Genomic DNA, 6,236 nt, shown 5'->3' on the forward strand with positions numbered 1-6,236 from the left:
CCGCTTTCCCATGCCTATTTCATCTCAACGCTCTTTCCTGCGCCCGTTGCTGGTCGGCCTGCTTGCCTTATTGCTGACGCCACTGGCCAGCGCCGACGAAGCCAAGCGCCTGCGCATCGGCATCACCCTGCACCCCTATTACAGCTACGTGGCCAACATCGTCGGTGACAAGGCCGAGGTGGTACCGCTGATTCCGGCCGGTTTCAACCCGCATGCCTATGAGCCCCGCGCCGAAGACATCAAGCGCATCCGCGGGCTCGACGTGGTCGTGCTCAATGGCGTCGGTCATGACGACTTCGCCGACCGCATGATCGCCGCCAGCGAAACGCCGAACGTCCCGGTGATCGAAGCCAACGAAAACGTGCCGCTGCTGGCGGCAACCGGCACCGCCGCCCGCGGTGCCGGCAAGGTCGTCAATCCGCACACCTTCCTGTCGATCAGCGCCTCCATTGCCCAGGTCAACAACATCGCCCGGGAACTGGGCAAGCTCGACCCGGCCAACGCCAAGACCTACACCCAGAACGCCCGCGCCTACGGCAAGCGCCTGCGGCAGATGCGCGCCGATGCCCTGGCGAAACTGACCCAGGCACCGAACGCCGAATTGCGGGTGGCCACGGTGCACGCGGCTTATGACTATCTGCTGCGCGAATTCGGCCTGGAAGTGACCGCCGTGGTCGAACCGGCCCACGGCATCGAGCCGAGCCCCAGCCAGTTGAAAAAAACCATCGATCAACTGCGTGAACTGGACGTGAAGGTGATCTTCTCGGAGATGGATTTCCCCTCCAGCTACGTCGACACCATCCAGCGTGAATCCGGGGTGAAGCTGTACCCGCTGTCGCACATTTCCTATGGCGAATACACCGCCGACAAGTACGAAAAGGAAATGACCGGCAACCTCAACACCGTGGTTCGGGCGATTCAGGAGTCGGGGAAATGACGGCCAAAGAAACCATCACCGAATCCCCTGTGGGAGCGAGCTTGCTCGCAAAGGCGTCCGGCCAGTCAACATCATCGCAAAATGACACACCGCAATCGCGAGCAGGCTCACTCCTACAGGGTTCGGGACCGACGCTGGATTTTGCGCAGGTCAGCTTGACGCTGGGGCGCACGACGATCCTCGACAACGTGACCTTCCAGGTCCAGCCCGGCAGCCTACATGCGCTGGTCGGCCCGAACGGTGGCGGCAAGAGTTCGTTGATCAAGACCCTGCTCGGGCAGATGCCGCATCAGGGCCGGCTGAGTCTGCAATGGCCGGGCACACCCGGGACCATCGGTTACGTGCCTCAAGCGCTGGAATTCGACCGCGGCCTGCCCATGACCGTCGACGATTTCATGGCCGCGATGTGTCAGCGCCGTCCGGCGTTCCTCGGTTTGAGCAAGCATTACGCGGCCGCCATTGGCGAAGCCTTGGAACGAGTAGGCATGCAGGACAAACGCAAGCGGCGCATGGGCGCGTTGTCCGGTGGTGAGCGTCAGCGCGTGTTGCTCGCTCAAGGGTTGATCCCGGCGCCGCAGCTGCTGGTGCTCGACGAACCGATGTCGGCCCTCGATGAGGCCGGTATCCAGGTGTTCGAACGACTGCTCGGCGACTGGCGCCAGAGCGGCATCACGGTGCTGTGGATCGAGCACGATCTGGAAGCGGTCGGACGTCTGGCGGATCACGTCACCGGGCTTAACCGCCGGGTGCTGTTCGATGCCACGCCGAAACAGGCGCTGACCCCGGAACGCTTGCTGACCCTGTTCTCGACCCATCCACGGAGCGCTGCCTGATGAGTTATGAAACCTTTCGCTTGATGGTCCAGGGCTGGGCGTCTTCGGGTTATCTGCCTGAAGCGCTGGCCTATGGTTTTGTGGTCAACGCCCTGCTCGCCGGTTTGCTGATCGGCCCGGTACTGGGCGGTCTGGGCACGCTGGTGGTGGTCAAGCGCTTCGCGTTTTTCTCCGAAGCGGTGGGTCACGCGGCATTGACCGGCGTGGCCGTCGGCATTCTGCTGGGCGAACCGTACACCGGGCCTTACGGCAGCCTGTTCGGTTACTGTCTGCTGTTCGGCATCCTGCTCAACTACCTGCGCAACCGCACGGGGCTGGCGCCGGATACGTTGATCGGCGTATTTCTCTCGGTGTCGCTGGCCCTGGGTGCGAGCCTGCTGCTGATCCTGGCGGGCAAGATCAACGTGCACATCCTCGAAAACGTGCTGTTCGGTTCGGTGCTGACGGTCAACGGTAACGATCTGCTGGTGCTGGCCATCGTCGGCTCGCTGGTGATGGCGCTGGCCTTGCCCCTGTACAACCGCATCATGCTGGCCAGTTTCAATCCGCAACTGGCGGCGGTCCGTGGCGTGGCAGTGAAGACGCTGGATTATCTGTTTGTGATTCTGGTGACCCTGATCACCGTGGCGGCGGTAAAAGTCATCGGCGCGATTCTGGTCGGGGCGCTGCTGGTGATTCCGGCCGCGGCGGCACGCTTGCTCAGCCAGTCGCTGAAGGGCTTCTTCTGGTGCTCGGTGCTGATCGCCACGGTCAGCACGCTGTGCGGGATTCTCGCGCCAATCGTCTTCGACCTGCCCATTCCGTCCGGCGCCGCGATCATTCTGGTCGCCGGTATCGCCTTCGCTCTCGCCGCCATCGCGCGTGGCGTTGTTCCAAGCCTGAAAGGGAATATCGGATAAATGTCTTTTTCTCTGCGTCAATTGACCCTGGCCATTGCCCTGTGCGGGCTGGTCACTACCACCTTTGCAGCGGACACAAAACCACTGCGCGTGCTGGCGTCCTTGCCAATCACTTACGGCCTGGGCGAAGTCCTGCTCAAGGGCACCAACGTCAGCCTTGAGCGGGCGGCGCCCGCCAACCTGCCGGGCAGCCGCCAGACCGCGTACTTCACCGGGCGCGGCGCTCCGGCGCTGGCCAAACTGGCGACCGACGCCGATGCGGTGATCGGTCTGCGCTCATTGTGGGCGGATGATCCGCTGTACCCGATTTCTCGGCGCAGCAACATTCGTATCATCGAAGTCGACGCCGCCCGCCCCGTGGACGGCGCCCTGCCCGGCATCGCCGTACAGCCGAGCAACAAGGTCGACGGGTTGAACAGCCAGCCGTGGTTTTCCAGTAACAACATGGGACGGATGGCGGATGTGATGGCGGCCGACCTGGTGCGCCTCGCGCCCGAGGCAAAGCCTGCGATCGAGGCTAACCTGGCGGCGCTCAAGCAGCGCTTGCTCAAGCTCAGCGCGGACAGCGAAGCACGCCTGGCCAGTGCCGATAACCTCAGCGTGATGAGCCTGAGCGATCACTTTGGCTATTTGATCGGCGGGCTGAACCTGGAGCTGATCGGCCTCGATGCACGGCCGGATGCCGAGTGGACACCTGAAGCACTCAAGCAATTGGGCGCGACACTGAAAGACAACGACGTGGCGGTGGTGTTGCATCAACGCCAGCCGTCAGAGGCGCTGAAAGCGGTGATCACAGAGGCTGGCAGTCGGTTGGTGGTATTGAGTGTGGACGCGGCGGATCCGGTGGCTGAGCTGGAAGGGAATGTGGATCTGGTGATCAAGGGGTTGAGCGACAAGCCCCCGGCCTAAGATGATCGTTCCCACGCTCTGCGTGGGAATGCCTCAATGGACGCTCTGCGTCCGCTTTGGGACGCGGAGCGTCCCGGGCTGCATTCCCACGCAGAGCGTGGGAACGATCTCTAGCAAAAAAAGCCCGCTGACTGTCACCAGTCCAGCGGGCTTCTTTTTGCGCGTTGACTTAATTAGCCACTGCCGCCTGCTCATCCATCTTCTGACGCAAGCTCAACGGGCGCATATCGGTCCAGGTTTCTTCGATGTAGGCCAGGCATTCCTTTTTCAGGCCGCTCTTGCCCACGGTGCGCCAGCCGGCAGGCACGGCTTTGTAGTCGGGCCAGATCGAGTATTGCTCTTCGTGGTTGACCACGACCTGAAAGAGGATGTCCTCGCGGTCGAATACTGACGTCATGGTGTGTCTCCATCGCTGTAGGGTGGGCTGCACTGCGTGCGCAGCCGGTATGTAGAAAGAACGTTCCAGGTGCGGAAAAATTTAGAGGCTGGCGGTGGCCGCGGCCATGGCCCGGCCGAAAATCTCCGCCACCCGATCGATTTCCGCAGCGGTAATCACCAGCGGCGGCAGGAAACGCACCACGCCGCCATGACGGCCGCCCAGTTCAAGAATCAAACCGCGCTTGAGGCATTCACGCTGTACCAGTGGCGCCAGGCGACCAAAGATCGGCGGATGCCCCAACGCATCGGGCGTGCCCGTCGGATCGACCAGTTCAACGCCGAGCATCAAGCCGCGACCGCGAATGTCGCCCAATTGCGGGAAGTCTCGCTGCAGGATGCGCAGGTGTTCGCTCAGGCGCTCGCCCATGGCGGCGGCGTGCTCGCAGACCTTGTGTTCGGTCAGGTAACGCATCACCGCAGAACCCGCGGCCATGGCCATCTGGTTGCCGCGGAAGGTCCCGGCATGGGCGCCCGGCAGCCAGGTGTCGAGCCAGTCGCGGTAAACCACGACTGCGAGCGGCAGGCTGCCGCCGATGGCTTTGGACATCACCACCACGTCCGGAATGATCCCGGCGTGCTCGAAGGCGAACATCTTGCCGGTGCGAGCGAAACCGCTCTGGATTTCATCGACGATCAACGCCACGCCAGCCTGTTCGGTGATGCGTCGCAAACCGCGCAGCCAGTCGAGATCGGCCGGGATAACCCCGCCCTCGCCCTGCACCGCTTCGACGATCACCGCCGCTGGCAATTGCACGCCGGCCTCCGGATCATTGAGCAGGTTTTCCAGGTAGCTCAGGTTGACCTTCACCCCTTGCGCGCCACCGAGGCCGAACGGGCAGCGGTAATCGTAGGGATAGGGCATGAACTGCACGCCATTGCTGAGCAAGGCGCCCAGCGGTTTTTTCGGCCCCAGGCTGCCCATCAGGCTCAACGCACCCTGGCTCATGCCGTGATAACCGCCCTGAAACGACAACACGGTGCTGCGTCCGGTGGCAGTGCGAACCAGTTTCAGCGCGGCTTCTACCGCGTCGGTGCCGGTGGGGCCGCAGAACTGGATCTTGGCTTGCGCGGCCAACGCCGGCGGCAGCAGACCGAACAGGTCCTGGACAAACTGATCCTTGACCGGCGTGGTCAGGTCGAGAGTGTGCAGCGGAAGTTCATCGGTCAGTACTTTCTGGATCGCTTCGATCACCACCGCATGGTTATGCCCCAGGGCCAAGGTCCCGGCACCGGCCAGGCAGTCGATGAAACGGCGGCCTTCGACGTCTTCGACATAAATGCCCTTGGCGCGTTTGAGCGCCAAGGGAATGCGCCGCGGGTAGCTGCGGGCATTCGATTCCTGCTGGTTTTGACGGGCCAGCAGCGGCGATTCGTTGAACTGATAAAGCGTCTCGGCCGGCGCCGGAGTGATCCGGGCCGACTGATCTTCCATAAGGCTGGTAGCGACTGACATCTCTCGACCCCTCAATAAGGTTTTCCTGTTCTGGAAACGCATCAGGGCGCCGAGGATTTAGACCCTCGATCAGCTTTCTATGAAGGGGGTGTCAGTGCCTTGTGCATGGGAATGGCGTGGAGCCCGGCCACGGTGAAGATTTCGGCGCAGGGCCGGTACCCCAAATGACGGTAAAAAGCCTCGCTGGTGCGGGTGCTGTTGAGTCGTGCCTGGGCCAGCCCCTGGTCGATCAACCAGCCTTCGAGGTCGTGAACCAGCGCCTCTCCGGCACCGCGACGAAACCATTCCGGCTGCACGTAGCAGAACGCGACCTTGCCACTGATCGCCGCCATGGCGACACCGACCGGTTTGTCCTGCAACAGGGCGATGTTCAGGTACAACCGTTGGTCGGTCAGCCACGGTTGCACGTGTTCGATGGTTTTGTTGTGGGTCCAGGTGGCGACGGTTCGCGGGTCGTTGCGGTGGTCGAGCGCACAGCCGACGCGGATGGAACGCTCGACGATCCGGCTGATGATACCGGCGTCGGCGGGGGTTGCCTTGCAGATGAGAATCGATGCATCCATGGCGCTGTTACCTCAATCCATTGAGAAAAAGCTGCCGGGGACGATAGCGCTGTGGCGAGCCGGTGACTAATGGAGAGAAGTTACATTTGATGTGCCCCCCTGTAGGAGCGAGCCTGAACTGGTCCAGTAATTTTGGACATTTTTTTCGGTTCTCACGCCGCCAGCTTTTCCGCTGCTACAGGTGAGTGGTAACCGTTGTAACTG

The 6,236-nt window shown here is 62.3% G+C and carries 7 protein-coding genes; 4 read left to right on the top strand and 3 right to left on the bottom strand.

Annotated elements, in window-relative coordinates; translation table 11 throughout:
• The first annotated feature begins 10 nt into the window (after positions 1 to 10).
• Genes ACIQV9_RS28385 through ACIQV9_RS28400 form a run of 4 tightly spaced genes read left to right on the top strand, consistent with a single transcriptional unit; the run spans position 11 to position 3,578 of the window.
• On the top strand, positions 11 to 937 hold the full coding sequence (locus ACIQV9_RS28385) for a metal ABC transporter substrate-binding protein (protein WP_403108480.1): 927 nt from the start codon (positions 11 to 13) through the stop codon (positions 935 to 937).
• Positions 934 to 1,770, top strand: a complete 837-nt coding sequence (locus ACIQV9_RS28390) for a metal ABC transporter ATP-binding protein (protein WP_403108482.1) — start codon at positions 934 to 936, stop codon at positions 1,768 to 1,770. The genes ACIQV9_RS28385 and ACIQV9_RS28390 overlap by 4 nt, the downstream gene beginning before the upstream one ends.
• Entirely contained in the window at positions 1,770 to 2,669 is a 900-nt protein-coding gene (locus ACIQV9_RS28395; protein ID WP_314638548.1) for a metal ABC transporter permease, read from the top strand. Before ACIQV9_RS28390 ends, ACIQV9_RS28395 begins: the two co-directional genes overlap by 1 nt.
• Positions 2,670 to 3,578, top strand: coding sequence for a metal ABC transporter substrate-binding protein (locus tag ACIQV9_RS28400; protein WP_403108486.1), 909 nt, complete (start codon positions 2,670 to 2,672; stop codon positions 3,576 to 3,578).
• A 169-nt stretch (positions 3,579 to 3,747) separates the two neighbouring features.
• Here ACIQV9_RS28400 and ACIQV9_RS28405 read toward each other — a convergent pair whose 3' ends face one another.
• From ACIQV9_RS28405 to ACIQV9_RS28415, 3 genes are all read right to left on the bottom strand, one after another.
• Complete coding sequence (locus tag ACIQV9_RS28405) at positions 3,748 to 3,975, bottom strand: MbtH family protein (RefSeq protein ID WP_010461182.1); 228 nt, start codon at positions 3,973 to 3,975, stop codon at positions 3,748 to 3,750.
• Between the two features lie 81 nt (positions 3,976 to 4,056).
• Positions 4,057 to 5,469: an aspartate aminotransferase family protein gene (locus ACIQV9_RS28410; RefSeq protein WP_403108489.1), complete on the bottom strand. Its 1,413-nt coding sequence runs from the start codon at positions 5,467 to 5,469 to the stop codon at positions 4,057 to 4,059.
• Positions 5,470 to 5,546: 77 nt separating this feature from the next.
• Positions 5,547 to 6,032: a GNAT family N-acetyltransferase gene (locus ACIQV9_RS28415; protein ID WP_403108492.1), complete on the bottom strand. Its 486-nt coding sequence runs from the start codon at positions 6,030 to 6,032 to the stop codon at positions 5,547 to 5,549.
• Between the last annotated feature and the right edge of the window lie 204 nt (positions 6,033 to 6,236).

The organism is Pseudomonas sp. NPDC099000, from assembly GCF_044759925.1.
In the GTDB taxonomy this organism is placed as follows: domain Bacteria; phylum Pseudomonadota; class Gammaproteobacteria; order Pseudomonadales; family Pseudomonadaceae; genus Aquipseudomonas.